The 24804-nt window shown below is 66.1% G+C and carries 24 protein-coding genes; 17 read left to right on the forward strand and 7 right to left on the reverse strand.

Annotation, left to right across the window (positions count from 1 at the left end; genetic code table 11):
• The first annotated feature begins 10 nt into the window (after positions 1 to 10).
• Positions 11 to 1222 carry an MFS transporter gene (locus VN11_RS13775; protein ID WP_053450152.1) on the forward strand — a complete coding sequence of 404 codons (1212 nt, stop codon included), beginning with the start codon at positions 11 to 13 and terminating at the stop codon, positions 1220 to 1222.
• Between the two features lie 16 nt (positions 1223 to 1238).
• On the opposite strand, the gene VN11_RS13780 is transcribed toward VN11_RS13775, so the two are convergent.
• A complete protein-coding gene (locus tag VN11_RS13780) occupies positions 1239 to 1718 on the reverse strand; it encodes a MerR family transcriptional regulator (protein WP_053450153.1) in 480 nt (159 codons plus the stop codon).
• An 89-nt stretch (positions 1719 to 1807) separates the two neighbouring features.
• On the opposite strand from VN11_RS13780, the gene VN11_RS13785 reads away from it, so the two are divergent.
• The 4 genes from VN11_RS13785 to VN11_RS13800 all read left to right on the forward strand — a co-directional run bounded on the left by VN11_RS13785 (position 1808) and on the right by VN11_RS13800 (position 4346).
• Complete coding sequence (locus VN11_RS13785) at positions 1808 to 3046, forward strand: NADH:flavin oxidoreductase/NADH oxidase family protein (RefSeq protein WP_053450154.1); 1239 nt, start codon at positions 1808 to 1810, stop codon at positions 3044 to 3046.
• Positions 3047 to 3138: 92 nt separating this feature from the next.
• The gene (locus VN11_RS13790) at positions 3139 to 3615 is read left to right on the forward strand and encodes a hypothetical protein (protein ID WP_053450155.1); all 477 of its coding nucleotides are present in this window, start codon (positions 3139 to 3141) and stop codon (positions 3613 to 3615) included.
• A gap of 89 nt (positions 3616 to 3704) precedes the next feature.
• Complete coding sequence (locus tag VN11_RS13795) at positions 3705 to 3974, forward strand: hypothetical protein (protein WP_053450156.1); 270 nt, start codon at positions 3705 to 3707, stop codon at positions 3972 to 3974.
• Between the two features lie 126 nt (positions 3975 to 4100).
• A complete protein-coding gene (locus VN11_RS13800) occupies positions 4101 to 4346 on the forward strand; it encodes a hypothetical protein (protein ID WP_053450157.1) in 246 nt (81 codons plus the stop codon).
• Positions 4347 to 4391: 45 nt separating this feature from the next.
• On the opposite strand, the gene VN11_RS13805 is transcribed toward VN11_RS13800, so the two are convergent.
• Positions 4392 to 5924 carry an FAD-dependent monooxygenase gene (locus tag VN11_RS13805; RefSeq protein WP_053450158.1) on the reverse strand — a complete coding sequence of 511 codons (1533 nt, stop codon included), beginning with the start codon at positions 5922 to 5924 and terminating at the stop codon, positions 4392 to 4394.
• 83 nt (positions 5925 to 6007) lie between these two features.
• Between VN11_RS13805 and VN11_RS13810 the strand changes: the two genes are divergently transcribed.
• Both VN11_RS13810 and VN11_RS13815 read left to right on the forward strand, forming a co-directional pair.
• Entirely contained in the window at positions 6008 to 6652 is a 645-nt protein-coding gene (locus VN11_RS13810) for a TetR/AcrR family transcriptional regulator (RefSeq protein WP_053450159.1), read from the forward strand.
• A gap of 75 nt (positions 6653 to 6727) precedes the next feature.
• On the forward strand, positions 6728 to 8869 hold the full coding sequence (locus VN11_RS13815; protein ID WP_053450160.1) for a TonB-dependent siderophore receptor: 2142 nt from the start codon (positions 6728 to 6730) through the stop codon (positions 8867 to 8869).
• A gap of 54 nt (positions 8870 to 8923) precedes the next feature.
• Here the strand turns inward: VN11_RS13815 and VN11_RS13820 are convergent, their stop codons facing one another.
• The gene (locus VN11_RS13820; RefSeq protein ID WP_053450161.1) at positions 8924 to 9205 is read right to left on the reverse strand and encodes a hypothetical protein; all 282 of its coding nucleotides are present in this window, start codon (positions 9203 to 9205) and stop codon (positions 8924 to 8926) included.
• 194 nt (positions 9206 to 9399) lie between these two features.
• On the opposite strand from VN11_RS13820, the gene VN11_RS13825 reads away from it, so the two are divergent.
• The 7 genes from VN11_RS13825 (at position 9400) to VN11_RS13855 (ending at position 16335) form a co-directional block, all read left to right on the forward strand.
• Complete coding sequence (locus VN11_RS13825; RefSeq protein WP_049458664.1) at positions 9400 to 10074, forward strand: response regulator transcription factor; 675 nt, start codon at positions 9400 to 9402, stop codon at positions 10072 to 10074.
• Positions 10074 to 11423, forward strand: a complete 1350-nt coding sequence (locus tag VN11_RS13830) for a sensor histidine kinase (protein ID WP_053450162.1) — start codon at positions 10074 to 10076, stop codon at positions 11421 to 11423. Before VN11_RS13825 ends, VN11_RS13830 begins: the two co-directional genes overlap by 1 nt.
• A gap of 100 nt (positions 11424 to 11523) precedes the next feature.
• Positions 11524 to 12165: a hypothetical protein gene (locus tag VN11_RS22740; protein WP_238581816.1), complete on the forward strand. Its 642-nt coding sequence runs from the start codon at positions 11524 to 11526 to the stop codon at positions 12163 to 12165.
• A gap of 126 nt (positions 12166 to 12291) precedes the next feature.
• Entirely contained in the window at positions 12292 to 13482 is a 1191-nt protein-coding gene (locus tag VN11_RS13840) for an efflux RND transporter periplasmic adaptor subunit (protein ID WP_053450163.1), read from the forward strand.
• Positions 13479 to 15449, forward strand: a complete 1971-nt coding sequence (locus tag VN11_RS13845) for a MacB family efflux pump subunit (protein WP_053450164.1) — start codon at positions 13479 to 13481, stop codon at positions 15447 to 15449. Before VN11_RS13840 ends, VN11_RS13845 begins: the two co-directional genes overlap by 4 nt.
• Before the next feature lie 91 nt (positions 15450 to 15540).
• Positions 15541 to 15927: a hypothetical protein gene (locus VN11_RS13850; protein ID WP_053450165.1), complete on the forward strand. Its 387-nt coding sequence runs from the start codon at positions 15541 to 15543 to the stop codon at positions 15925 to 15927.
• 30 nt (positions 15928 to 15957) lie between these two features.
• Entirely contained in the window at positions 15958 to 16335 is a 378-nt protein-coding gene (locus tag VN11_RS13855) for an EF-hand domain-containing protein (RefSeq protein ID WP_053450166.1), read from the forward strand.
• Positions 16336 to 16511: 176 nt separating this feature from the next.
• Here VN11_RS13855 and VN11_RS22550 read toward each other — a convergent pair whose 3' ends face one another.
• Positions 16512 to 16967: a hypothetical protein gene (locus tag VN11_RS22550; protein WP_053450167.1), complete on the reverse strand. Its 456-nt coding sequence runs from the start codon at positions 16965 to 16967 to the stop codon at positions 16512 to 16514.
• A gap of 102 nt (positions 16968 to 17069) precedes the next feature.
• Positions 17070 to 17477, reverse strand: a complete 408-nt coding sequence (locus tag VN11_RS13865; protein WP_053450168.1) for a hypothetical protein — start codon at positions 17475 to 17477, stop codon at positions 17070 to 17072.
• Between the two features lie 533 nt (positions 17478 to 18010).
• Here VN11_RS13865 and VN11_RS13870 point away from each other — a divergent pair.
• The gene (locus tag VN11_RS13870) at positions 18011 to 19303 is read left to right on the forward strand and encodes a PAAR domain-containing protein (RefSeq protein ID WP_238581817.1); all 1293 of its coding nucleotides are present in this window, start codon (positions 18011 to 18013) and stop codon (positions 19301 to 19303) included.
• Positions 19304 to 19893: 590 nt separating this feature from the next.
• On the opposite strand, the gene VN11_RS13875 is transcribed toward VN11_RS13870, so the two are convergent.
• Entirely contained in the window at positions 19894 to 20241 is a 348-nt protein-coding gene (locus VN11_RS13875) for a winged helix-turn-helix transcriptional regulator (RefSeq protein WP_006452252.1), read from the reverse strand.
• A gap of 102 nt (positions 20242 to 20343) precedes the next feature.
• Here VN11_RS13875 and VN11_RS13880 point away from each other — a divergent pair, with 102 nt between their 5' ends.
• Positions 20344 to 21333: an MDR family oxidoreductase gene (locus VN11_RS13880; protein WP_053450170.1), complete on the forward strand. Its 990-nt coding sequence runs from the start codon at positions 20344 to 20346 to the stop codon at positions 21331 to 21333.
• Positions 21334 to 21453: 120 nt separating this feature from the next.
• A complete protein-coding gene (locus tag VN11_RS13885) occupies positions 21454 to 24204 on the forward strand; it encodes a UvrD-helicase domain-containing protein (protein WP_053450171.1) in 2751 nt (916 codons plus the stop codon).
• 153 nt (positions 24205 to 24357) lie between these two features.
• Here the strand turns inward: VN11_RS13885 and VN11_RS22965 are convergent, their stop codons facing one another.
• A complete protein-coding gene (locus VN11_RS22965) occupies positions 24358 to 24774 on the reverse strand; it encodes an Imm57 family immunity protein (protein ID WP_367537637.1) in 417 nt (138 codons plus the stop codon).
• Between the last annotated feature and the right edge of the window lie 30 nt (positions 24775 to 24804).

A 24804-nucleotide genomic window follows, 5' to 3' on the forward strand; every position in this document is an offset into this window, starting at 1 on the left:
GCGCCCCCGCATGAGCCCCAACTCTTCCCTGGCTGCGCGGCTGACGCCCCGTCAGCGCACCCTGATCATTCTCGCCCTGTCATTGGGCGGCTTCGCCATCGGCACCAGCGAGTTCGCCAGCATGGGCCTGATGCTGGAGATCAGCCGGGGCCTGTCGATCTCTGAAACCCAGGTCGGTCACCTGATCAGCGCCTACGCCATCGGCGTGGTGGTCGGTGCGCCGATCCTGGCGTTCGTCGGCGCCAGTTTCCCGCGCCGCAAGCTGCTGCTGGCGCTGATGGGCTTCTATGCCGTCGGCAACCTGGCCAGCGCGCTGGCGCCGAACTACGCCACCATGCTGCTGGCGCGTTTCGTCGCCGGCCTGCCACATGGCGCCTACTTCGGCGTGGCGATGCTGGTGGCTGCGGCGATCAGCCCCGCCGGCCAGCGTGGCCAGGCGATGTCGCGCGTGCTGCTCGGCCTGTCGATCGCGATCCTGGTCGGCAATCCACTGACCACCTGGCTGGGCCAGCAGCTGAGCTGGCGCACCGCCTTCGCCCTGGTCAGCCTGCTGGCCATCGCCACCGTGGTGATGATCGCGCGCTTCCTGCTGCCCGATCCGGACGAGGTGCGTACCTCGCCGATGCGCGAACTGCGCGCCTTCAACACCACCCAGGTGTGGCTGGCGCTGGCGATCGGTGCGGTCGGTTTCGCCGGCATGTTCTGTGTGTTCACCTACCTGGCACCGACCCTGGTGCAGGTCACCGGCGTGGCCGAATCGTGGATGCCGCTGGCGGTGGGCGTATTCGGCATCGGCGCGATCATCGGCAACATCGCCGGTGGCTGGCTGGTGGACAAGTTCCACTTCAAGGCCGCCGCCGTGGTGCTGCTGTGGTCGATCGTGATGCTGTTGCTGTATCCGCTGGCGGCGCAGTCGGTGTGGACGATCGGCCCGATGATCATCACTGTCGGCACCATGGGCGCGCTGGCGGCGGTGCTGCAGACCCGCCTGATGGACGTGGCCGGCGAAGCACAGACGCTTGCCGCCGCTTCCAACCATGCCGCGTTCAATACCGCCAATGCGCTGGGCCCCTGGCTGGGCGGCATGGCGATCAGCGCCGGCTTCAGCCCGGCCAGCACCGGCTACGTCGGCGCCGCCACCGCCCTCGGCGGCCTGCTGCTGTGGGGTGTGGCGGTGATGCTGGACAGGAAGCGCAAGCACGCCGTCGCCGGCAGCCACTGAGCATCGCGCCGGGTCGTCAGTCGCTGCCGGTGCGGCGGCGGCGGCCCGGTCGCAGCAACGCACCATCGCCGGCTGCCAGCGTGGGCCGTGCCAGTTCGCCACGCTGTACGCGGTCCAGTACCCGCCGTGAATTGGCCGCGCAATCAATGCCGTCCGGCCGCGCCTGGATATCCTCGATCAAGGCCAGCAGGTGCGCCCGGCTCTGCGCAAGGCGCAGTTGCAGCGCCTCGATATCGGCCACCTTCCGCCGCAGCATCGTGATCAGCGCATCGTGCTGCCACTGGCCCATGTCCGGCGGCAGCAGCGCGCGGATCTCTTCCAGGCTGAAGCCTGCGCGCTGCGCGCCGATGATCAGCTCCAGCAGCAGCACCGCCTGCTCCGGGTAGTCGCGGTAGCCGTTGGCCTGGCGCTGCACCACCAGCAGCCCGGCATCCTCGTAGAAGCGGATGCGCGACGCGGCCAGGCCCGTGCGGCGGGCCAGCTCACCGATCTTCATGGGCCTGAATCCTCGACATCGGAACCGGTTGACCTTCAATCAAACTTGAAGGTTAGCGTAGCGCCATTCCCCTGTCCCGGAGCTGTCCGATGTCCCTGTTCTCGCCGCTGGCCCTGCCTTCGGGCGCCGTCATCCACAACCGCATCGCCAAGGCCGCGATGGAGGAAAACATGGCCGACGCCGACCACGCGCCCTCGCCCGCGCTGCTGCAGCTTTACCAGCGCTGGGCCGACGGCGGTGCCGGGCTGATCATCACCGGCAATGTGATGGTCGATGGCCGTGCCATGACCGGACCGGGCGGCGTGGTGCTGGAAGACGACCGCCACCTCGATCGCTTCATCGCCTGGGCGGACACGGCCCGCGCGCGCGGCGTGCAGATGTGGATGCAGATCAACCATCCCGGGCGGCAGATGCCGGCAGCGCTCGGCCAACCGACGTTGGCGCCTTCAGCGGTGCCGCTGCAGATGGGGGCGTTGTCCAGCCAGTTCGCACCGCCGCGGGCGATGACCGAGGCCGACATCGAAGAGGTGATCGCCCGCTTCATCCGCAGTTCCGAGCTGGCCGAGCGTGCTGGCTTCAGCGGGGTGGAGATCCATGCCGCGCACGGCTATCTGCTCAGCCAGTTCCTGTCGCCGCTCTCCAACCACCGCGATGATCGCTGGGGTGGCAGCCTGCAGAACCGAGCACGCCTGTTGCTTCAGATCGTGCAAGGGGTGCGCACTGCGGTGTCGCCCACGTTCGCGGTGGCGGTGAAGCTCAATTCCGCCGACTTCCAGCGTGGCGGCTTCTCGCCGGAGGACGCGCGCGCGGTGGTGGAGATGCTGGCCCCGCTGGGTGTGGATCTGGTCGAACTGTCCGGTGGCAGCTACGAAGCACCGGCCATGACCGGCGCCGCGCGCGATGAACGCAGCCTCGCACGCGAAGCCTATTTCCTCGAGTTCGCACGCGAGATCGCCACAGTGGCGACGATGCCGCTGATGGTCACCGGCGGTATCCGCCGCCACGCGGTGGCTGAGCAGGTGCTGGAGAGCGGTGTTGCGATGGTGGGCATCGCCACCGCGCTGGCGATCGAACCGGACCTGCCCAAACACTGGCAGCAGGGGCACGACGCGGGGCCGATGCTGCGCATCATTGATTGGCGCAGCAAGCCGCTGGCGGCCAGCGCACACATGGCGGCGGTGAAGTACCAGCTGGGTCGGCTGAGCCGGTGCCGCCCCACCGCGCCCGGCGTCTCACCGCTGTGGGCGCTGCTGCTGGCGCAGGCAGCGGGCAGGTGCCGGACCCGTCGCTACAGGCGCTGGATCGCTGCGCGCGCAGGCAGCCGCTGAACGGGCAGGCTTCTCATCGCGGCAGCGATGCTCCACCATCTGCGTGATCGGCGGCAATCCGCTCCCGATCACAGCAGGCACAAGGAACCCACGTGGCAGCAGCACCGACCAGCAACCGCGAAAAACTGCTCGATGACCTGCTCTCGCTCGGCCGCAACTGGGCGCTGGCGATTGCCATCGCCGGTGCCGGAGCCGCGGTCCATTACAGCGAATCGGTGTACGAGGCCGGGCTCTGGCGCGGGCTGCTGCCCACGCTGTGCTTCCTGGTCGCCATCATCTGGATCGTGCTCAGCATCATCCGCTTCGACCTGACCCTCCAGCAGCACTTCGAGCGCAAGCGCACGCGCTGGCTCAGCCGCCTGTTGTATGTGGTGCTGCTGGGCACCGGCATCACGGCGGTGTTCTTCGTCACTGAACTGGCGGCCAGCAACCACATTGCGCGGATGTGCGATTCGGTCGCCAACGAACCGGCAAGCCGCATCTACCGGTCGAGCGAATGCCAGCGCCTGTACCAGCATCGCGCGGCGTACCGGAAGCGACTGGAATCGGTCGAGGGCGAGTTCGACTGAGCCGCGTTGGGCCCACGAAGAACACATGGCGTGGATATGCAGTCGGGCACAGTACGTGCGCCGCTCACGCTTGGACCCATCCAGCCACCATGCTTCACGCGCCCGCCCCTGCACGTCACGATGCCATCGCCCTGCAGGCAGGCATTCTCGGCAGTGTGCTGGGCGTTGCGGCGTTCAAGGCTGTTGCGCTGTCGGCGCTGGCGAGTGGATCACTGATGGTGATCGGGGTGTGGATGCTGGCCTGCGCCCTGCTGGGCGCCTGGGCCCTGGCCGCCTACCTGGCGTGTCTGGCGCTGAGCCGCCGCGTGTTCGTGCTGATGCTGGCCCTGTGCGTGGTACTGATGGCCTGCATCGCCTGACCGCATCGGGCGCCGGACTATCGCGCGATTGTTACAGAATAACAAGTGCGATCAGTCCGATTGCCTGTGCCTGGGGTCACAGCCTGGAATGGCAGGGCCACTCCGGCACCACCCCGAGACTTCCGCATGAACCTGCCGCCCCTGCTGCGCACCTCACTCACCGTCCTTGTATTGGTCCCGCTGGGTGGCTGTGCCACCTACGACGACAGCGCGATGCACCCGGCCTGCCAGGAATCGCCGCATCTGAAGGATCTGCCGCGCGACGTGGCAGCCCGCGAGAGCCACTGCAACAAAGGCATGGAAGTGTGGTCGAGCGAGCGCAAAGGCAGCGACAAACCGCTGGACCTGAGCGGCAAGAAAAAGGATCTGTAAGCGCAGCCGGCGCAGCCCGGATCGGCTGCGCCGCCATCGTGCAGGTCAGCGGACGGCCGTCGTCCCGAACCAGCGCTGCAGCGCGTGAGCCAATCCGGTCGGGTCGGCGCCCGCACCGCAGGCCCAGGCGACGATGCCATCGGGGCGCACCAGAACCGCGCCCAGGCCCGTCGCCTCATCCGGCACCGATCCCATGCAGACAGGGTGCGATGGCGCATCGCCCATGATGTTGCACGGCAACGATTCCACATCGAACACGAGCAGCGCCCCCTGCCCGGCCCTCAGCAGCTCGCCGGTGCGACGGCCGTCGGCCAGCACGAAGTCCGGCACGCTGCGACCGACCAGCGGGTGCCCATCGCCCAGCGCCAGCTGCTGCGCCACGCCCCAGACCCGCTCGGCCAGATAGGTCGCGCCATCTCGGGTGTCGGCCAGATCGGCGATGACGGCCGCCAGCGCGCGCGAACCGGCGCCCGGCCGCATCAGCGCAACCTGCGCACGCGACCAGTCCAGTACCTTTGCGCCGATCGGATGCCGCTCGGCCTGATAGCTGTCCAGCAAGGCCTCTCCGGCATCGCCACGGACCACGGCCGCCAGCTTCCAGCCCAGGTTCATTGCATCGCCGATGCCCAGGTTCAAGCCCTGCCCACCCAACGGTGAATGCATGTGTGCGGCATCACCGGCCAGCAGCACGCGACCGTTGCGGTAGGCGCTGGCCTGGCGCGCGGCGTCGGTCCAGGTGGTGGCCAGGTGCAGCGCGGTGATCGTTGCATTGCGACCGGACACGCGCCGCAGCAGCGCTTGCGCCGACGGCAGGTCCAGCGCCGTGCGATGGCCAGCGCCGCCGTCGAAATCGGCCAGTGCCAGCACACCCGGAGGATTGAAATTGCACATCCCATGCGCTGTGTACTGGCGACCCGGCGTGAGCATCGAAGGATCTTCCAGTTCGATGAGCAGGGAGTGGCCGGTGAACTCCGGATCGGTTCCTTCGAAGCTGAAACCCGATTGCTTGCGCACGGTGCTGCGGGCACCATCGCAGCCAACCAGCCAGCGGCCGTGGACGGTGCCGTGTGTGGTCGTCTGCACAGCGACCTGAGCCTCCTCCACCTGCACCGCCTGTACCGCGCAGCCGCGATCGATGTGCACGCCCAGCCCGAGTGCGCGCTCGGTCAATACCGCTTCCAGCGCCTGCAGCTCGATCGCCATCTGCGTGCCGACCGGCGTTGGCACGCGCCAGTTCCAGCGCCCGCTGTCCACGTTGTCCAGCGCGAACGGAATGCCGGCGAAGTGGCCCCCCAACGGCCGCGGCTGCGCCAGCCAGTGCGCCGTGCCGGGCGGGGGGGTGCCCTTGTCCGGCTTCAGCACCTGGGCCGCGGCAACCGCGTCCAGCAGGCCGCGCCGATCCAGCGCCTCCAGGGTGGGGGCGTTCAAGCCGCGCAGGCCCAGCGGCAAGCGTTTCAGCGGGGATTCGGCGGACTCGGCCTGTTCCAGCACCCGCACCGAACAGCCGGCCTGGGCCAGTTCGCAGGACAGGAACAGGCCGACCGGGCCCGCACCGGCGATGACGACGTCGTACAGCATTGGGACTTCCTCGTGAGCACCGGGCCGGCGCTCTGGCGATCATAATGTTACACTCGGTGTACGTTTCTACAAGTGAACCTCCGATGACCCCATCCCCGGGCCGCCGCGAGCAGCGCAAGGCCGAGACCCGACAAGCGATTTCAGACGTCGCCACCGAGCTGATCATCCGGCGCGGCTTCGAGGCGGTGTCGATGTCCGAGATCGCCGAGGCCGCCGGGGTCTCGCGCAAGACGGTCTTCAACTACTTCGCCAGCAAGGAAGACCTGGTCTTCGACCGCGACGAGGAGGCGCGCGCTTTGCTGCGCGACGGCATGCTGGCCCGCAACGACATGACCCCGCTGGGCGCCTTCCAGTCGCTGGTACGGCAACTGCTGGACAGCGGCCATCCGCTGCTGCGGATCAACGCCGGTGCAGCGGCGTTCTGGGCGACCGTGGCCGACAGTCCCGTGCTTGTCGCGCACGCGCGCAGGCTGCAGGCGCAACTGACAAACGACCTCGCGCAGCTGATGGCCGATGCTGCCGGCCGACCCGTCGACGATGCCGAGGCGAGGCTGGGCGCGGGCATGCTGATGGCGTCAATGGTGGCGGCCTACGAGAAGGGCCTGGCCAGCCAGCGGCACGGTGAAGACCCGCGCGAGGCCATGCTGCAGCTGATCGTGCGTGGCGCCACCGGGGTGCTGGTGGCCCTGGCAGGCACCCCGTATACAGACCCGGCCCTGCGTCCATAGCGCATTCGGGGGATAGGTCACGAAGTGTTGCAAATGCTAATCTTTCTCATTTGCAGCCACCCCCACCTCGCCCCCATGCCCCTTTCCGCTCCTCTGCCGCGCGCCCTGTGCCTTGCGCTGGGCCTTTCCCTGACCTCCCTCGCACTGGCCGCCGAGACCCCGGCAGACGCCCCCAGGGACCTGGACAAGGTCGAAGTCCGCGGCCGTGCGCAGACCCTCTACCGCGCCACCGATGCGGCCGTTGGTACTCGTACCGACACCCCGCTGGAGCTGGTCCCGCAGTCGATCCAGGTGATCCCGCGCGAGCTGATCGACGACCAGGCCGCGCGCCAGGTGACCGACCTGTACCGCAGCATCAGCGGCATCAGCTTCTTCAGCTATGCCGGCGTGACCCTGCGCGGTTTCCGCCAGGAGAACGTGCTGTACGACGGCCTGCGTGGCGATCCCTATGCAGGTTTCTCGGTACCGCAGCTGTTCAACATCGAGCGCGTGGAGGTATTGAAGGGCCCTGCCGGTGCGCTGTACGGCGGCGGCGATGCCGGCGGCGTCATCAACTATGTGACGCGCAAGCCGAAGGCTCGTGCCGAGCGCCGCATCGAGCTGCAGGTGGGCGACAAGGATTTCCGTGCGGGCTCGATCGAAGGCACCGGGCCGTTGAATGCCACCGGCAGCGTTCGCTATCGCGCAGGCCTGTATGCCGACAGCGAACAGGGCGTGCGCTGGAACGCCGACAGCGAAAGCGTGATCGGCGATGCGTCGCTGGCCTTTGATGTCGGCCAGACCGGCGAACTGGTGCTGCAGTTCACCGACATCACCCAGAACCTGGGCGGCAACCGCCTGCGCGGTGTGCCGGTGAACGATGCCGGGACCTTCCTGACCGACCGCCGCTGGAACCACAACGAGGCCAGCGACTTCCTCGACATGCGCGCCAAGGTGGCATTGGTGCAGTACCGCTTCGCACCACGCGACACCCTTGATGTGGACGTTGCCGCACGCTGGTTCAGTAACAACGAACACCAGATGTACCACGAGCCGATGGGGCTGATCGACCGTGACCGCGATGGCGTGGCCGAGTGGATGACGCGCCAGCTGCGCAACCAGATCCGCGACAACGAGGCGTTCACCGCCAGCGCGAATGCGGTCTGGCGGATCAACACCGGGCTCATCGAACACAAGGTGTTGTTCGGCGCCGATGTGTACCAGCTCGACGCCGACTTCACCGCGCAGACCGCCAACAGCGCCGACCTGGCACGCGGCGCCGGCCCGGTGCGCGGCATCGATCTGTTCAACCCGGTCTATGGCGCCAGCACCTGGCATGACTACAACCTGGCCGCCCTGCCCTGGCGCAGCACCTCCACGCGCAGCAAGCGCTACGGCGGCTATCTGCAGGATGAGCTGGCGCTGGGCCCGCGCTGGCACGTGCTGGCCGGGCTGCGCTGGGATGGCTTCAAGGATGAGGACCGCCTGGGTGGCAGCGGCGTGGAAGGCAACGACCTCAGCTGGCGGCTGGGCAGCACCTTCAGCGTGCGCGAGGGGCTGAACGTATACGCCAACGTGGCCAGTGGCTTCGTGCCGCAGAGCGCGGCCAACCAGAACCCGGCAGCGGGCGGCCCGTTCGATGCCGAGCGCAGCAGGCAGTGGGAGGTTGGCCTGAAATCCCTGCTGGCCGACCGCGTGACCTTGAACATGGCGGCCTACCGCATCGACCGCAGCAACATCGTGCAGGCAACCGGCGAGGTGATCGGCGGGGTGAACCAGCTGGCCGCACTGGGCCTGGTGCGCAGCACCGGCATGGAACTGGACCTGCTGGCCGACATCACCGAGCGCTGGGTGCTGAATCTGACCTATGCCTACAACGACGCGCGGGTGAAGGATGCCGGTCCAGGCGGCATCACCAATGCCTCGGGCGACCGCTTCGCCAACGCACCACGCAACAAAGTGGGCCTGTGGACGCGCTATGACCTGCCCTCGATCAACTCAGCGATTGGCTTCGGCGTGGATCATGTCGGAGAACGTGTCAGCCTGGACGGGCAGACGGTGAAGGCCTACACCGTGTTCGATGTGAGCTGGAAGACCACGTGGAAGCAGTGGCAGTTCCAGGCCAACGTCAAGAACCTGTTCGACAAGGTGTACGCCGCCAGCGGCTTCATCGAGCGCAACGGGCACTTCCCGGGTGAACCGCGGCGGGTGTATGTGCAGGCGGCCTACACCTTCTAAGGCCATGCTGCAGGGAGCAGCGGGGGAAGTGGCGACCCACTTCCCCTGCCAGCGTCAGTGCGAGCAGGACACCAGCATCGAGCGGGTGGCCATCTGGGTGGAGGTGAAGCCGTTCCTGTTGCCCACCGCGATGGCATTTCCTTCATCGCCATCCTTGCTGAAGACCACATAGCCTCCCGGGCACATCTGCCCGGCCTTCTCGTAGCAGCCACTCCAGGAACTGGAGCCGCTGCAGTCGATGGACACGCCACGGCGGCCATCGGGGGTGACGGTCATCCTGGCGGTGGTACAGCCGCCCAGCGCGGCAACGAACAACAGCGGAACGTACAACTTCATGGGCACTCCAGGATTGGGGATCAGCAGACGGGCGCCAAGGCTGGAGTGCCCGGATTGCGCCAACCTTGCGCCAGAGGGCCTCACCGCTGCGGGGCTCGCCCTGCGTTGGCACGCCATGTTCACGCAATGTTCCTGTAATACGGTGCCGGCGCCTGCCGAAGTCCCCTGCGCCCCTTCCCGCCCGATTCCCGCCGATGCACATCCTGCTGATCGAAGACGAAGCCGAACTGGCTGCCACGCTGAAGTCCGCCCTGCAGCGCGAGCGCTACGTGGTGGACCTGGCCAACACGCTGGCACTGGCCCGCGAAGCGGCACTTTCCGGGTCGCACGATCTGGTGCTGCTGGACCGCACCCTGCCCGATGGCGACGGGCTGGGCCTGATTCCGGTGCTGCGCGGGCACAACCCAGGGGTACCGATCATCGTGCTCAGTGCGCTGGGACAGTTGCCGGACCGCATCGCCGGCCTGGATGAAGGGGCCGACGACTACCTGGCCAAGCCCTTCGCGCTGGAGGAACTGTTCGCGCGGATCCGGGCAGCCGGGCGCCGGCCGGGCGGCATGCAGGTAGAGCCGGTGAGTATCGGCCGGCTGCTGTTCGACCCCGCCTCGGGCGAGGCCACGGTAGGTGGGCAGCGACTGGAGCTTCCGCGCCGCGAGATCCGGGTGCTGGCCGCCCTCGCCCGCCGGCTGGGCCGCACCGTGCTGCGCGAGTCCATCGAAATGGCGGTGTATGGCTTCGACGACGGCATCCATTCCAACACGCTCGACTCGCATGTCTCGCGCCTGCGGCGCAAATTGGCCGACGCCGATGCCGGGGTGGAAATCCATGCCATCCGCGGTGTCGGCTATCTGATGCGGGAAACGAAGTAATGGCGCGACGCCCCTCCCTGAAGCGCCCGCTGATCGTCAAAACGCTGATCTACCAGCTGCTTGCGTTGCTGGTGGCGTTCTTTGCGCTGCTGATGGTGCTGGTGCGTGCCGACAGCGGCGGCTACTACACCATCCAGACCTTTGCCCCGGTGGCCGCAGAGGCCGTTCACCGCGACAGCACGGGCGAACTATATGTGGAGCACACGCCTGAGCTGGCCGAGCTGCTGAAGATCGTTCCCGGCGCGTGGTTCATCGCCGAGGATGAGCATGGCCACCATGTGACCTTCGGCCATGTTCCACCCGCCTATGCCTCGCTGGTCGGCGCCCTGGACGGCATTCCCTATGGCGACCTGCGCGGACGCGACCGCAGCGATGGTCTGGCGGTGGCGATACGCCAGCACAGCGGCCCGGCCGGCAAGCTGACCATCATGGCCCATGGCGAAACCGATTCGCTGACCTGGCAGATGGCGCTGGCCGCACACATCATCACCCTGCCGATCTTCCTGCTGCTGGGCCTGGCCACCCTCATCCTGACCCCGATCATCGTCCGTCGCGCCCTGGCTGGTGTGGAACGCATCGCGCAGGAGGCCCGCAACATTTCCGCCAGCCGTCGCGGCATCCGCCTGACCGAGACCGCCGTACCGGTGGAGATCGCTCCACTGGTGACGGCGGTGAACGAAGCGCTGGACCGCCTGGACGAGGGACACGAGCGGCAGCGTCGCTTCATCGCCGCCGCCGCCCATGAGCTGCGTACGCCGATCGCGATCCTGCGGGTCAAGATCGATGCCACCGACGACGCCACGTCCCGCAGCCTGGCCGTGGAAGTCGCGCGGCTGGCGACGCTGGCCGAACAGCTTCTGGACCTGCACCGCATGGAAGAAGATGGACCGAAGGACTCGCTCAACCTGGCCCGCGTGGCCAAGCGGGTCGTGGCCGATCTGGCGCCGCTGTTGATCCAGTCCGACAAGACGGTCGCCGTCGCGGTGGAACCGAACTTCCCGGTGCTGGGCGAGGCCGGCGCGGTAGAGCGCGTGCTTTCCAATCTGGTGTTGAATGCAGCCGAGCATGGCGGGCGCCATATCATCGTGCGCGTGCAGGGCAGCTGCCTGGAAGTGGAGGACGACGGCCCCGGCATTCCGGTCGACCAGCGCGAGCGCGTGTTCGAGCCCTTCCAGCGCCTGCGCCCGCGCCAGACCGGTGCCGGGCTGGGGTTGAATCTGGTGCGGCAGGTGATCGACCGGCATGGCGGCCGCGTCACGATTCTGGATGCACCCGGCGGCGGCGCATTGATCCGCGTCGAGTTCCCGCTGCATCCGGGCGTCAGCAGCGCGCCGCCACCGGAGCGCTGAGCGCAGCGTACCTGCGGGGCTGACTGCCCGCTGTCCACGCCTGGCGGCCGGAGCCGATGCGCAAGGTTGCGGCAATGTTCGCCGCACAGCATCTGCAGGCGTGGCATTGCTCATGATGCCGCGTCCGGGTCTGACAGGAAGCCTGCATGTGACACAGGGAGCGCATCCCTCTTCGTCTACCACGCGTACTCCGCCCCCCGGCTGTACGTCCAGTCTGACCGCGGCAGCGTGGAATCATCGCGCGCGAACGTGGCGCAGCCGTGGCGGCAAGCACTGGCCGCACTGGCTGCGGATACCTGCCGAACCGGAGCGGGTGGACGCCCTGATACGCCTGGCCGGCGCACTGTTCCTGCTGCTGCCGGGCATGTCACTGGTGGCTGCAACATTCCGCCACGCGCCGGGAACAGCCGCCGCCATCGTGCTGTTCGTCACCTTGCATGCGGGGCTGCACATGCTGGCAGTGTGGCGCGAGGCAGCATCCCGACCTGTTCCTTCGATCCTCCGGGCGCTGGACGCGCGTGCCGCCGGCATGATGCTGGCCGTTACCTTGCCGGTCTTCGCGATCAGTGCCACAGGTCAGAGGCCGGTCATCACGTCAGCCTGGCTGCTGGCTGGCGCGATATGCCAGCTCTGCAGCCTGCGCCGCGTATCGCAACGCCTGCGCGACGTCCTGCTGGCTGTCGGCAGCGTGCTGCAGTTCATTGCGGTAGCCCTGCTCGCACTCGGTACGGTACACGGATAGGCCCGCACCGCCGCAAGGTTCACGCAATCCAGCGCATCGAGACTCGACGACCATCCACGCCCGCCGGCGTGCATCCCATCTGTCGCGAGGACCCACGATGCCCTGTCTTTTCTGGATGCTGAGCCGATGAGCGCCGTACCGCGCAAGCGTCGCCACGTGCTCATCATTGCCGCCGTACTGCTCTGCACCGCGCTGCTCCTGTTCGCCTGGCTGCGGCCCGCACCGCCGCCGCACCTGCAGGTAGCGCCGGTCACCCGCGGCAACATCGAACAGGTGGTCGAAGCCACCGGCACGCTGAAGCCCTCGCGGCTGGTGAGCGTGGGCGCGCAGGTCTCCGGCCGCATCGAAACCCTGCATGTAAAGCTGGGCGACAAGGTAAAGGCCGGTGACCTCATCGCCGAAATCGACTCGCGCACCCAGCGCAATGCGCTGCAGAGCGCGCAGGCCGCCCAGCGCAGCGCCCGCGCGAACCGTGATGCCCTGGCCACCGATCTGCGCCAGTACCAGCTGACCCTTCAACGCCAGCAGGCACTGGTTTCAAGGCAACTGGTCGCACGCGCCGACTACGATGCGGCAAAGGCCAAGGTCAATGCCACGCGGGAGCAGATCGCCGCACTCGATGGCGAAGTGGTGCAGCGGCAGACCGATGTGGATGTGGCGCAGACGAACCTGGGCTACACGCGCATCACCGCGCCCACCGATGGCACCGTGCTGGCCGTGGTCGCGCGGCAGGGCCAGACCGTCAATGCGGTACAGAGCGCACCGACCATCGTGATGCTCGGCAACCAGGACGTGATGACCGTCTACGCCGAGATCTCCGAGGCCGACGTGGTGCACACCGCATTGGGACAGGAGGCGTTCTTCACCATCCTGGGCGACAGCGGCCGACGCTACAGCAGCACGCTGCGCGACATCGCGCCGGCACCGGAGTCGATCACCAACGAAGACACCTCCGGCTTCGCTCAAGCAGGGGCTTCGGCGGGCGCCAGCCGCACCGCCATGTACTACAACGGCCAGTTCGATGTGGACAACGCCGATGGCCGCCTGCGCAGCTACATGACCGCGCAGGTGCGCATCGTGCTGGGGCGTGCCAAGGGCGTGCTGACCATTCCCTCGGCCGCGCTGGGTGCGCGCGCCACCGATGGCAGTTACAACGTGCAGGTACGCGGCGCGGATGGCCACCCTGCCCCGCGACGCATCACCACCGGACTGGACGACCAGATCAACGTGGAAGTGCGCAGTGGCCTGCAGGAAGGCGAGCAGGTGGTCCTGGCCCAGGCCGGCGATGCCACCGCCACCGCCGCCGCACAGCCATGACCGGCGCAGAGAAGGACACACCGCTGCTGCGCGTGCGCGGCATCCGCCGTGAATTCGCCGCTGGCGAACAGACCCTGATCGTGCTCGATGGCATCGACCTGGACATCCGCGCGGGTGAACTGGTGGCCATCGTCGGCCAGTCCGGCTCGGGCAAATCCACCCTGATGAACATCCTGGGCTGCCTGGACCGGCCCTCGGCCGGCGCGTATCAGATTGCCGGTCGCGAGACTGCGCAGATGTCGCCGGACGAACTGGCCGAGCTACGCCGCGAGCACTTCGGCTTCATCTTCCAGCGCTACCACCTGCTGACCGACCTGACCGCGCTGGGCAACGTGGAAGTGCCGGCCATCTATGCCGGCCAACCCAGCGCCGACCGCCATGCCCGCGCGCAGGCGCTGTTGCAGCGGCTGGGCCTGGGCGAACGCATGCGGCACCTGCCTGGCGAGCTGTCCGGCGGGCAGCAGCAGCGCGTGTCCATCGCGCGTGCACTGATGAACGGCGGCGCGGTGATCTTCGCCGATGAGCCGACCGGCGCACTGGACACTCAGTCCGGCAAGGAGGTGATGAAAATCCTCGGCGAACTGCATGCCGAAGGCCACACCGTGGTGCTGGTCACCCATGACATGGCCGTGGCCGAGCATGCGCAGCGCATCATCGAGATCCGCGACGGGCGCATCGTCGATGATCGACCTACCGCCGCCGCGACAACAGCGGCCTCGAGCAACCCAGCCACCCTGCAGGTGCGCAGCGAAGGTAGCGGCTGGCAAGCCCTGCGCGACCGCTTCAGCGAAGCCTTCCGCATGGCCCTGCGCGCGATGAACGCGCACCGCATGCGTACCTTCCTGACCATGCTCGGCATCATCATCGGCATCGCCTCGGTGGTATCGGTGGTCGCCCTGGGCACCGGCGCACGCCAGGCCATCCTGTCCAACATCGCCTCGCTGGGCACCACCACCATCGAGGTCTACCCGGGCTCCGGCTTCGGCGATGTGCACGCCGCACAGGTGGAAACCCTGACGCCCGGCGACAGCACGGCACTGGCCGGCCAGCCGTTCGTGGACAGCGCCACGCCCGGCGTCGCCAGCAGTGGCACCGCACAACGTGGCAACCGCTCGGCCAACGTCCAGATGCAAGGCGTGAGTGAGCAGTATTTCCGCGTGCACGGCCTGAAGCTCGGGCAAGGCAGCTTCTTTGGCCAGCCCGCCGTCGCCGGCTACCAGCAGGTGGTGGTGATCGATGCCAACACGCGTGCACGGTTCTTTGCCGCACAGGAAGATCCGATCGACCAGACCCTGCTGCTCGGCAACGTACCGGTGCGGGTGGTGGGCGTGGTGAAGAAGGAGGCCGGCGCCGTTGGCGATGCCTCGCTACTGCAGGTCTGGGTGCCCTACACCACCGCCATGGCGCGCATGCTGGGGCAGAGCCATGTGTCCAGCATCACCGTGCGCGTGTCCGACACCGTGGGCATGCAGGCGGCGGAGGCCGCCATCGGCCGGCTGCTGGAGCGCCGGCATGGGCGGCGCGATTTCTACATGAGCAACAACGCGCAGATCCGCACGTCGATCGAGCAGACCACCCGCATCCTCACGCTGATGATCAGCTCCATTGCCGCCATCGCGTTGGTGGTGGGCGGTATCGGGGTGATGAACATCATGCTGGTGTCGGTGACCGAACGCACCCGCGAGATCGGCGTGCGCATGGCGGTAGGCGCGCGCCGCAGCGACATCCTGCAGCAGTTCCTGATCGAGTCGGTGCTGGTCTGCCTGCTCGGTGGCGTGCTGGGTATCAGCGTGGCGCTGGCGCTGGGGGCCGTGCTGGCACTGGCCAACATCGGTTTCTCGCTGGTGTTCTCGAGCACCTCGATCCTGGCCGCGTTTGCCTGCAGCAGCCTGATCGGCATTGGTTTCGGCTTCCTGCCGGCACGCCGCGCGGCGCAGCTGGACCCGGTGGAGGCGCTGGTGCGCTGAACAACGCGCATTCCACAAGAACGACTACAGGTTCGCGCAATGTCCGCGCGCTGTACTGGCACCACCGACACAGCCGCACAGGAGCGGAACGATGTTTCAGAAGACAGGACGTACAGCGTTGCTGCTGGGCGCGGCACTGCAGCTGCTGGTGCTGCTGCCTTACGCGGGTGACGCCCATGCACAGGACCGCGATGGCTACCGCTCCGGCTGGGACCGGGGCTATCACGACCGCCAGCGCGACGAATGGGAGCGCCGCGAGCGCGAACGGGAGCGCGAACGGCGCGATGACGACAAGGCCAAGCGCGTGGTGGTGGGCGTTGTGGGTGCGGCGGTAGTTGCCGGCGTAATCGCTGCGGCAGCCAAGCGCGAGCGCGAGACCCGCGAACGTGCCGACTACTGCATGAACCGCTACGGCAACTACGACCGCCGCAACGACACCTACCGTGGCTCGGATGGCTACACCTATCCCTGCCGCTGACCTGCCCTGCATTCCGAAGGAACCGACCGCATGAACAAGACGCTACTCATCATCACCCTGTGTGCCGCACCGCTGATCGGCCACGCCGCCAGCGGCGACCCGAAGCAGGCCTATATCGATTCCAGCTTCGCCGTCATGGACAGCAACGGCGATGGCCGCATCGACAAGGCCGAGTACGCGAAGTACCAGCAGGCACGCTTCGGCAAGCAGGCCGACTCCATCGACGCCGCGTTCAAGGAAATGGATGCCGACAAAGACGGAAAGATCAGCAGGAAGGAAGCCGCCGTGGTGCCGGAAATCGAGAAGTATTTCGCGGGGCTGGATACTGATGGCGATGGTTATCTGTCGCTGAAGGAAATGCAGCAGGCCATGGTGGCCGCGCAGACGGCAGACGCCCCGGCGAAGTAGCGCCTTGGTACCGGCGTGTACCCGCAGCATGGCGATGCACTGGTAGATGCCCACCTTGGTGGGCACAGCGCTGCCGATGGGCATGCAAACATCAGAGCGCCCACCAAGGTGGGCATCTACCGCAGCGGTGCAACGACGCACCGCCCAGGTGGACATCCACCCGGGCCGCGCGGCAGTCAGCGCACCTTGTACAGCACCGCCGCACCCGGCCGCGGCTCGAACGCCGGCACCGTCTGCTGGGTGAGCGCGGTGCCCTTGGCATCCCACACCAGCGTGTCCACCGGGTACTCATCCTTGCGGGTCATCTGGTCGATCTTCGCCACGACCACCGCCGCAGCGGCCGGCACCTCCGGATTCCAGCCGAACACGCCCACGCGGCCGTAGAACACCGCGGGCGCAGAAGCATCCAGCCGGCGGTCCGGGCACATCACCAGCCCACGGTCGAGCATGACGCGCAGCGCACCGACCGGCACCTTCTTCACTGTCGGCGTGGTGCGCTCGCTGCTGTGGCCGGGGCAGACATTGGCCGCGCGGGTAGCCATGTCTTCGGCTACCTGGCGGTCGGATTGGGCAAAGGCTGCGGCCGGAATCAGGCAGAGGCCGAGCAGTACACGCGTGGACGTCCGGGTCATTGCAGGTTCCTGTGATGGATGCCAAGCGAACTTAGCAATGCCTGCCCGCCGAGTTGCAAAGACCGCGTGAGGTTGCAGCACAGCCCCGCGCAGCCTGCGCCATCACGGAACCAGGCAGCGCTCCACCTGCAGCGACAGCACCTGGCAGGCGTTGAACAGGCCTTCGACCAGCGCTGCGGACGGGCAACAGGCGGGATCATCACTCTCCCGCGCCACATGCGCGGCGTGCAGCATGGCGGTCAGCGCGGTGATGCCCGAGGCACTGCGGGTGGCCAGGGCCAGATCGAAGGCGCGGCCGGGGCTCAGCCGGGTTTCGGTCCAGGGCTGGCCATCGGCACGCAGGTTCTCGCCGTGGCCTTGCAGGTGCGCGAAGAACGCAGACGGCAGGACAGACTCCGCGGATTCGCAGAGCGCCGCTTCGAGCGTTTCGGCCAGGGCGGCGGGAAGATCACGCGCGGCGGCGCCGAGCAACTGGCGCAGGAGGGGAACGTCGGGAGTACGGTCAGGCATGGCGACAACCTCACGGTGTGGCCACCTGCAGATGCAAGGTGGCGGACGGTGCGGGTTGGCGTGCCGGATACGTACCGCTGAAGCCGGCGGATCGAAGGATCCCCACGCACCGTCCGCCATGAACTGGCAGGCGGTGCATTGTCATGTCTGCAGCGAAGGCTGCAAACACGACCGGTAGCGGTACGTAAGTTCGGGACGCCAATCCCGGCCAGGGCGAGTGCCTTGGCGCGGCGATGATTGGCGCACTCGTTCGTGGATGAGAAGTAGGGAAATGCCGCGTCGACGTGCAGTCGCGGTACTTGCGTCATGTCGTGGCGAGTTATCCATCAAACGCACCAGATGGGGCGGGAATGTTTGCCTGCAGAGGGCTGGCGCTGTGCATGCAGGCAAGCCGAACGCGACACAGCTGATTCACCTTCCCCCATAAGCCGCTCATATCGGAACAGATCAGGTGTCGCGTTCGACCCTTGAACACTCTGCTGATCCGACATCAGAGATCGAACCCGCACTTCCCATGAACCCGCAGTCGCCCATTGCAGTTGGGCTTCGGCGTGCTTGTCGCAAAAGCCACTCGAAGCAACGCCGAACTGCATCGGATTCTGCCGGCCGATCAGCAATGGAAGCGATTCATGGCACGGAACTGGATTGTGATGGGAGACCCGACCTCCAGCGGAGGGCGTGTAATCACTGCGTCGAACCGAACCGACATCGAGGGCATGGGCGTTGCCCGCGTGGGCGACAAGGCGACGTGCCCGCACATGCACAAAGGGGTGTTTGCGATTGTCCAGGGTGACAGCACGATCATCATCGATGGCCAGCCCGTTGCGCTGGACGGATGCGCGCTCGCGTGTGGCTGCAGGGTGATGTCAAGCCAACAACTCAGGGTGTACGTATCCAATACTGCCACCACAGGCGGGACTGCCAGTCCCAACATGGCCGGTACGCAGCGTGCTGAAACGCCGCTGGCCAGCGGCCGCCGCCTTCAGTTCGACCAGGCTATCCGTTTCACCGGCTCACAGGGCATGCCGTTGCGGGAACTTCCCTACACGCTCCATCTGGCGAACGGCCAGACCTTCTCCGGCATGACCAACGCACTGGGCGAGACGTCACGTGTTTCGACCCGCGAGAGCGTGGCGGTGGTGCGCGCGGAGTTGCGCCCACCCAGCGCCACGAGTGGTTGTTGCGAACGCACCTTGTTGGCCGGGATCGATGATGCAGCGGTTTTTGATGTCGATGGTGTGATTACCACCTCTGACACCATGGGAACGTCGATCGTACCGGTGCAGGTACCAAGCCATGAACGCGGCTTGACACAAGGCGAGATCGAGATGGCACAGCTGGTGTTCGGCGATGCGATTGACTACAGCCTGGTGAGGATTCACAACCATGGCTACTGGATGTTGTTTGGGATGCAACCTGAGGACACGGTGGTTGCGCCAAATGGCGAGATCTACTTCCCGAAAGACCTGTACATTCATGATTACTCTTCTGGCGATCTTCGCAACCAGCAGCTTTTCATCCACGAAATGACCCATGTCTGGCAGCATCAGCTCGGCTACAACGTGAGGCTGGTGCGTGGACCGCGACCGAACATGAGCTACGACTATGTCCTCGATGACGTGCGCCTGCTCCACGACTACAACATGGAGGCGCAAGGCGACATCCTCGCTGACTACTTTCTCGTTGCCTTCCGTGATTCACAAAGCAAGATGAGCAACACAAGGTATCGAACCACATTCGGCATCCATGCCCAGTTGAAACGCGTCCTCTCACTATTCCTCGCGTCAACTTCCGACAAGCGCAACCTCCCGAGGACCACACGATGATCAGACAAGCATGGTTCCTTTTGGCAATCCTGATACCTCTCGTGGCCAGCTGCTCAGCGCCGCCAGGGCGCTACCAGAAGGCCACGATCAGCACGTCTGACGGCAGGCTTTGCTTTGGTGTTCCTGACACGCGCGGGAATCGATCCGAGCCGCCTGATATCGACTCCATCGCAGTGAGCGCTGCTGGGCAAGGACTCTACCCAACGTGGGAACGGGTCTTCATGGACGAGCACATTCCCGAACCTTCGCTCCCACCTGACCAGTGCATACCCTATGGATCCGGTCCCACCCCTGCACCGCCGCTGCAGGTGGGCGCGTACTACCAGGTGGTGCTCTCTGGGTATACGCCAGATAGCCTGGACGATGGAACTTCGGGAAAGTTGCGTGTATTCAGAGCCTGCTTTCACCTGCGTCAATCCGCCGATGGCCGCGAGTTGAAGCCTGTCGTGGTGACCTGCGGGGATGTGCCCCAATCTTCGCTGCCTCCCTCATGAGCGGAGGACTAATGGTTCGCGTGGCGCAGAGCGCGATCACATGAACCGCTGCGGCAGGAGGCTCACCGCACTTCCGGCATCACCGGCTCCCCGCCTTCAACTGTCCCCGCGCGTACTCTGGTACCCGCGATAGGTTTCGCCCCACTCGCGCATCGCCAGCAGCACCGGCACCAGCGTGCGCCCGAATTCGGAAAGTTCGTATTCCACCTTGGGCGGCACTTCGGCATAGACGTGGCGGATCACCACCCCATCGGCCTCCAGTTCGCGCAACTGGCTGGTCAGCATGGATTGCGTGGCGTTGGGTACCCGCCGCGTCAATTCCATGAAACGCCGCTTGCCAGTCATCAAGTGGAAAAGAATGATCGGCTTCCACACGCCGCCCATCACCGACAGCGTGACTTCCACGGCGCACCCGCTCTTGCCATCCCAACGCCTGCTACGCATGCATACTCCGGAAAACCATAGTACCTACGAAAAACCATCGTTCTTGTTGCAATAACGGTGCGAGCCTAGCATGGAGCCATCCCCTGAACGCGAGGCCCCACCATGAGTTTCAAGGCGCTGCTGACCCGCAAGACCGACGATGGAGTTTCCACCGAACTTGTCGATTTCGATGAAGCCAACCTGATGGATGGCGACGTCCTGGTGCAGGTTGAATATTCGACGCTCAATTACAAGGACGCGCTGGCGCTGACCCATTCGCGCCCGGTCATGCGCACGTATCCGCTCATTCCCGGCATCGACTTGGCGGGCGTGGTGCTGGAATCCAGCAATGCCGGTTTCAAAACCGGTGATCGCGTGGTGCTCAATGGCTGGGACCTGAGCATGGGCCACCACGGTGGCCTGGCCCAGCGCGCCCGCGTGCGGGGTGAGTGGCTGAACAAGATTCCCGGCAACCTGACCACCCGCGATGCCATGGCCATCGGCACCGCCGGCTATACCGCCATGCTGTGCGTGCTGGCACTGGAAGACGCGGGCGTGACCCCGGAAAAGGGCGACGTGCTGGTGACCGGTGCCAACGGCGGCGTGGGCTCGATTGCGGTGGCGATCCTTTCCAGGCTGGGCTATCGCGTGGTGGCCGCCACCGGGCGCCCGGAACACGCCGATTACCTGCACAGCCTCGGTGCAGCGGAGATCATCGACCGCGCGCAGTTCTCCGAGCCGCGTGACAGGCCGGTCAGCAAGGAACGCTGGGCCGGCGTGGTGGACGTGGCCGGTGGACCGACGCTGGTCAACGCGATTGCAGAGACCAAGTACCGTGGCGCCGTGGCAGCGTGTGGCCTCGCACAGAGTGATGCGCTGCACGGATCGGTCATTCCCTTCATCCTGCGCAACGTCACCCTTGCCGGCGTGGATTCGGTGAACGCACCGCAGCACATTCGCCAGCGCGCCTGGGATCGCCTCGCCACCGATCTGGACCTGCAGAAGCTGGAAAGCACCGTGCAGCAGATCGGGCTTGCCGAGGTGCTGGACGTGTACGAGCAGATCATCCCGGGCAAGGTGCGTGGGCGGATTGTCGTGGATGTGAACGCGTGACACGCCATCAGCCAGCGCGACAGATGCGCGGGCGCCACATGCGACACCAAGGCCCCTTATCATTGGGCTGTAAGGGCGCTATACGCCCGGTGAAGCATGCAAGGCAGTATCTGGATGTCTATGGAATGGCGCCCCTCGGGCTGGGGCCAGCGTGTGACCCGCTCGCCACTGTGGCGGCTGCGGCTTGATGGCGAACACCTCGAGCTGACCCTTGGCGGCGAGCAATACCGCCAGCACGTGGATGGCGATCATCACGTGCAGGTTGTCCCGGGGCTGTTCTGGGCCCGGGTTGCTCTGCAGACTGAAGGTGGGGCTGTGTCCGTGGGCGGGCTGCCCAATCGGCAAGCGTCCCAACTCGCGGCGGCTGTGCAGAACGTGCTGTCCGCGCGCAGCACACGCGGGCGCAAAGGCCTGTTCGAGGACGTGCTGGCGCAGATCCAGGCCTGGCTGAGTGCAGCGGACGCACTGACCGATCGCGGTCACGCCAGCCGGCGTTGGATCACCCACGAACAACAACAAGCGCTGCTGGCCGACCGCCCCGCCCTGCCACTCTCCCCGGATGAGCTGGAGCGCCTGTTCCTCGATGCCAGCGTGCATGACGACCTGCGCTCCAGCCACCATCTGGCCGCGCTGGAAGCGCTGAACGACTGGCATCTGGATTGGCCTGCCGTATGGGCCGAAGCGAACGACGCCATGGCCATGCGTGAGCTGGTCCTGGCCAAGGACTTCCTGGACCGGGTCGAGAGCAGACCGCTGACCGAGGAACAGGCCCGCGCGGTCATCTGCTTCGACAACCGCGTGCAGGTCGTGGCCGCGGCCGGCTCTGGCAAGACCTCCACGATGGTCGCCAAGGCGGCTTATGCCATCGATCGCGGCTTTGTCGAACCAGAGCGGATCGTCATGCTCGCCTTCAACAAAGATGCGGCCAAGGAACTGGAAGCGCGCGCGCAGCGCTCCTTTGATCGGCTCGGCATGGGTGACACCGTGGTCGAGGCGCGGACCTTCCATGCGTTGGGCCTGGCCATCATCGGCAAGGCCACCGGGCGCAAGCCCGACATTCCCGAATGGGCCATCGATGCCACGCAGGGCTTCAACAAGCTGGCCGAGCTGGTGGATGACCTGAAGGATCGCTCGATCCACTTCCGCACCCAGTGGGACATGTTCCGGCTGGTGTTCGGCCGCGACCTTCCACCGTTCGGCGCCGAGATGATGGCCGATGGCTACGACCGCGACGGCACGCCGTATATCCGCACTCTGCAGGGCGAGCGGGTGAAGAGCCTGGAAGAGTGCGTCATTGCCGATTGGCTGTTCTACAACGGCGTGGCGTACGACTACGAGCGCCGCTACGAATTTGATACGGCCACCGACACCCATCGCCAGTATCGGCCGGATTTCTATTACCCGGACGCAGCGCTGTATCACGAGCACTTTGCGCTGGATGCCGATGGCCAGCCACCGAAGCATTTCGCCAACTATGCTGAGGGCATGCACTGGAAGCGGCAACAGCATGTGGCGCGCGGCACTGCGCTGGTCGAGACCACCTCCTTTGGCCTGCGCAGCGGGCATGCCTTGCATGACCTGACGGAGACATTGGGCGAGTGCGGTGTCGAGCTTGATCCGAATCCGGACCGCGAGCTGCCCGATGCGGGTGCCAAGCCGATGCCGGATGCAGACCTGATCGGATTGATGCGCACCTTCATTGCCCATGCAAAGAGCAACTGCCTGACCCTGGACGACATGGCCGGGCGTCTGCGGCAGATGCCCGAGGACCAGTTCAAGGAGCGGTACCGGCGCTTCCTGGAAATCGCCGGCCCTGTATTCCAGGCCTGGGACAACGCGCTGGCCGACGAACGCGGCATCGATTTTGAGGACATGCTCAACATGGCCGCCGGCCTGCTGGAGCAGGGACATTATGCATCGCCCTACGACCTGGTGCTGGCCGACGAATTCCAGGACGCCTCGCGCGCCCGCGCCCGCCTCTGCCGTGCACTGGTGAGCAAGCCCGGCCGCCACCTGTTTGCGGTGGGCGATGACTGGCAGTCGATCAATCGGTTTGCCGGCGCCGATGTCTCGGTGATGACCGGATTCCGCGAATGGATGGGACATGGCCAGGTGTTGAAACTGGAGCAGACCTTCCGCTGCCCGCAGGCACTGTGCGATGTGTCCAGCCGCTTTATCAGTCGCAATCCCGGGCAGATCGCCAAGGCGGTTCGTTCGGCTACGCCAGCGATGGGCCCTGTGCTGCAGGCCTTCCAGATGAACCGGCGTGAGGAGGTGCAGGACGGTGTGCGCCAGTACCTCACCAGGCTGCATCAGCAACTGTTGTCCGGTGCGGTGCCGCAGGGGCGCAACGGACGCGTGACGGTCTTCATCCTCGGGCGCTATCAGGCCGATCGCAGTGCGGTGCCTGCGGAGTGGAGAACGTCGTTTGGCAGCACGATGGACGTCGAGTTCCTGACCGCACATCGCTCGAAGGGGCGCGAGGCGGACTACGTGATCCTGCCGGGCATGGTGAACCGTGGCTTCCCGAGCCTGCGCTCGGATGACCCGGTGCTGTCGCTGGCGATGCCGGAGGGTGATACCTATCCGCTGAGTGAAGAAAGGCGGTTGTTCTATGTAGCGCTGACGCGTGCGCGGCGCTCGGTGGCGATGTTCACCCTGCAGGGCAAGCACTCGCCGTTCCTGGATCAGCTGGTGAAAGACGGTGCGGTGGAAGTGACCGGTATTTCAGGCGCGGTCATCAATGAGGAACGATGCCCGGTGTGCAAGGTGGGCGTGTTTGTGGAGCGGAATGGACCGCATGGGCCGTTCCGGTCGTGTTCCAGTTACCCGTTGTGCCATAACAAGCCGAAGACTGCGCGCCGCTACTGAGCTCCCCATGGCAGCCCCCTCTCGAACGGCTTAGGTGGCCTGCTTCCGTTCTACAGGGAGCGGGTGAGCGGTTCAGACACCGTCGCATTCACCACCGGACGTGGCCAGCCGAGCGGTTTTACGAAGCGATTACTCGATCTACGCGACTGAATCTCAGATGTTCTCAGGCGCCACGTCGAAGGTCGCAGTGCCAGCCCGTTGCTTGAAAGCGGCAAATTCGGAAAGGCATTGCTTTGCCAGAAGCCCGGCATCCAGCTTCGACGTAGCTCGAACGACTGAGCTGCCTTGGGCTGCGAGGTAGCACCTGTAGTCCGCAGAAAGTGCGCCATCCATGCGAAAACGTGGCAGTCCTGCCAGATGCCAAGGCGCGGCTGGACTTTTACTTCTTCCGATCAAGGCAAGACCCAGCTCGGCACCATCAGCCCCTGCACAGGCATAGGGGCCAGGGAGCGCTTCCAGAGCTCTTGTGTACGGCCAACGAGGCGAGAATGGAGCGCCCGGACATTTCCATGTCCGCTTCACGTTTTTCTGCCAACGGCCGGGCCGATGCTGAAGATGCGAAGGAAGCACAGAGCAAAAGGCACGAGATGAGTGCAGCGA

The sequence above is a fragment of the Stenotrophomonas maltophilia genome (assembly GCF_001274595.1).
GTDB classification, from domain to species: Bacteria; Pseudomonadota; Gammaproteobacteria; order Xanthomonadales; family Xanthomonadaceae; genus Stenotrophomonas; species Stenotrophomonas forensis.

Coding starts and splice junctions, on each gene's coding strand:
- VN11_RS13775 (WP_053450152.1), top strand. CDS start 11: ATGAGCCCCAACTCTTCCCTGGCTGCGCGGCTGACGCCCCGTCAGCGC.
- VN11_RS13780 (WP_053450153.1), bottom strand. CDS start 1,718: ATGAAGATCGGTGAGCTGGCCCGCCGCACGGGCCTGGCCGCGTCGCGC.
- VN11_RS13785 (WP_053450154.1), top strand. CDS start 1,808: ATGTCCCTGTTCTCGCCGCTGGCCCTGCCTTCGGGCGCCGTCATCCAC.
- VN11_RS13795 (WP_053450156.1), top strand. CDS start 3,705: ATGCTTCACGCGCCCGCCCCTGCACGTCACGATGCCATCGCCCTGCAG.
- VN11_RS13800 (WP_053450157.1), top strand. CDS start 4,101: ATGAACCTGCCGCCCCTGCTGCGCACCTCACTCACCGTCCTTGTATTG.
- VN11_RS13805 (WP_053450158.1), bottom strand. CDS start 5,924: ATGCTGTACGACGTCGTCATCGCCGGTGCGGGCCCGGTCGGCCTGTTC.
- VN11_RS13810 (WP_053450159.1), top strand. CDS start 6,008: ATGACCCCATCCCCGGGCCGCCGCGAGCAGCGCAAGGCCGAGACCCGA.
- VN11_RS13815 (WP_053450160.1), top strand. CDS start 6,728: ATGCCCCTTTCCGCTCCTCTGCCGCGCGCCCTGTGCCTTGCGCTGGGC.
- VN11_RS13820 (WP_053450161.1), bottom strand. CDS start 9,205: ATGAAGTTGTACGTTCCGCTGTTGTTCGTTGCCGCGCTGGGCGGCTGT.
- VN11_RS13825 (WP_049458664.1), top strand. CDS start 9,400: ATGCACATCCTGCTGATCGAAGACGAAGCCGAACTGGCTGCCACGCTG.
- VN11_RS13830 (WP_053450162.1), top strand. CDS start 10,074: ATGGCGCGACGCCCCTCCCTGAAGCGCCCGCTGATCGTCAAAACGCTG.
- VN11_RS13840 (WP_053450163.1), top strand. CDS start 12,292: ATGAGCGCCGTACCGCGCAAGCGTCGCCACGTGCTCATCATTGCCGCC.
- VN11_RS13845 (WP_053450164.1), top strand. CDS start 13,479: ATGACCGGCGCAGAGAAGGACACACCGCTGCTGCGCGTGCGCGGCATC.
- VN11_RS13850 (WP_053450165.1), top strand. CDS start 15,541: ATGTTTCAGAAGACAGGACGTACAGCGTTGCTGCTGGGCGCGGCACTG.
- VN11_RS13855 (WP_053450166.1), top strand. CDS start 15,958: ATGAACAAGACGCTACTCATCATCACCCTGTGTGCCGCACCGCTGATC.
- VN11_RS22550 (WP_053450167.1), bottom strand. CDS start 16,967: ATGACCCGGACGTCCACGCGTGTACTGCTCGGCCTCTGCCTGATTCCG.
- VN11_RS13865 (WP_053450168.1), bottom strand. CDS start 17,477: ATGCCTGACCGTACTCCCGACGTTCCCCTCCTGCGCCAGTTGCTCGGC.
- VN11_RS13875 (WP_006452252.1), bottom strand. CDS start 20,241: ATGCGTAGCAGGCGTTGGGATGGCAAGAGCGGGTGCGCCGTGGAAGTC.
- VN11_RS13880 (WP_053450170.1), top strand. CDS start 20,344: ATGAGTTTCAAGGCGCTGCTGACCCGCAAGACCGACGATGGAGTTTCC.
- VN11_RS13885 (WP_053450171.1), top strand. CDS start 21,454: ATGGAATGGCGCCCCTCGGGCTGGGGCCAGCGTGTGACCCGCTCGCCA.